Genomic DNA, 1,281 nt, shown 5'->3' on the forward strand with positions numbered 1-1,281 from the left:
TTCTGATATTTATTATATCAGAAAAGCGGTTCCAATAATAGCAAAACCCTGCAAAAGCAGGGCTTTGTCTACAGTCTGAAGCACCTCAGATGAGGTGCTTTTTTCGTATTATGAAATTTCCGGAAGCCGCGTGTTTACTGGAGTTTCAGGACTTTTAAGTTTTATCTGAAATTCTTTCTTGATCTACTATTTGCACAAAAAACGTTTTTGCTATTATGATATTTTCGCATCATAATAGGGATAAATTTCACACTTCAGGCTCACAAACTGTTAAGGAAACAATCGGAGTTGGTGTAAACGAAAAAGCAGCCTTGAGTTCTGATAAAAACTGCCCTTTCGTTTACATCAATTTCGATTTTACCTTGGTGAACAAAGTCGCGTCCCTTTAGCCGATAGCTATGGGGATTCAATCGTTGCTCTTTTCCTTAAGTTTATCATACCGGATGTTTTGGTAAAAGTTTTTTTATTCAAGAAATCAATTTCAGGCATGACAAACAAACCTCCTATGCGGAAGTCATTTATTCTATGCAATTGTAGATTTTAACATCTCATATGTGCATGAAAAGAAGAACTGTATTTATCTTTGCGGGGTGATACCATATTCCCTCCGCAAGAAGAACATTTGCATACATCGATGTGATACAAAACCTTTATCATTTCTACTGCATTTAGATTTTTTAATGTAGAAATGCATTTCTTGCATCCAAGCAGGTTTCTGCAGAGAGTTATCTTTTTTCTCTTGTTTCTACATGATAGCAGACCATAGTACCGGATTCTGACAAATCGTTTGGGTGGAACATGCATCATGAATCGACGGATGAATTCTTCTCCTGAAATTGTTTTCTCTTTCCAGCAGCCTTCGTTTTTATAGTCTTTTATTGCATATGTAACTGTCGTATCTGTCATGGATTTGATTCGCTGATTACTGATTGCTATCCTGTGGGTATATTTTCCAAGATAATTGATAACCGACTGTGCACCATTGAAAGTTTCTTTACAGTAAGTGACCCAGTTCTTTTCATAACACTTATCAAGAAGTTCTTTAAAACGATAGCTGTTCTGATATTTCTCTGCTGTACCATGAAATTTAAGCTTAGAATCATTCCACAGGTTTTTTAACTCATCCAGATATTTTCCACGGAACACCTTTGAGATGACACCATATGGGAGAAAAAAATTTCCACCTGTTTCTTTCCATTTCTTTTCATCATCAAGCCCACCTCCAAGAACAATGGTATGAATATGAGGATGATAATTCATTGCAGAGCCCCAGGTATGAAG

At 36.4% G+C, this 1,281-nt stretch carries 1 protein-coding gene; it reads right to left on the bottom strand.

Annotated elements, in window-relative coordinates; genetic code table 11:
- Positions 1 to 540: 540 nt before the first annotated feature.
- Positions 541 to 1,281, bottom strand: a 741-nt coding sequence (locus OCV61_RS18420) for an IS91 family transposase (RefSeq protein ID WP_262583446.1), incomplete at its 5' end; no start/stop codon positions are given.

Origin of the sequence: Blautia ammoniilytica (assembly GCF_025566965.1) — a bacterium.
GTDB lineage: Bacteria > Bacillota > Clostridia > Lachnospirales > Lachnospiraceae > Blautia_A > Blautia_A ammoniilytica.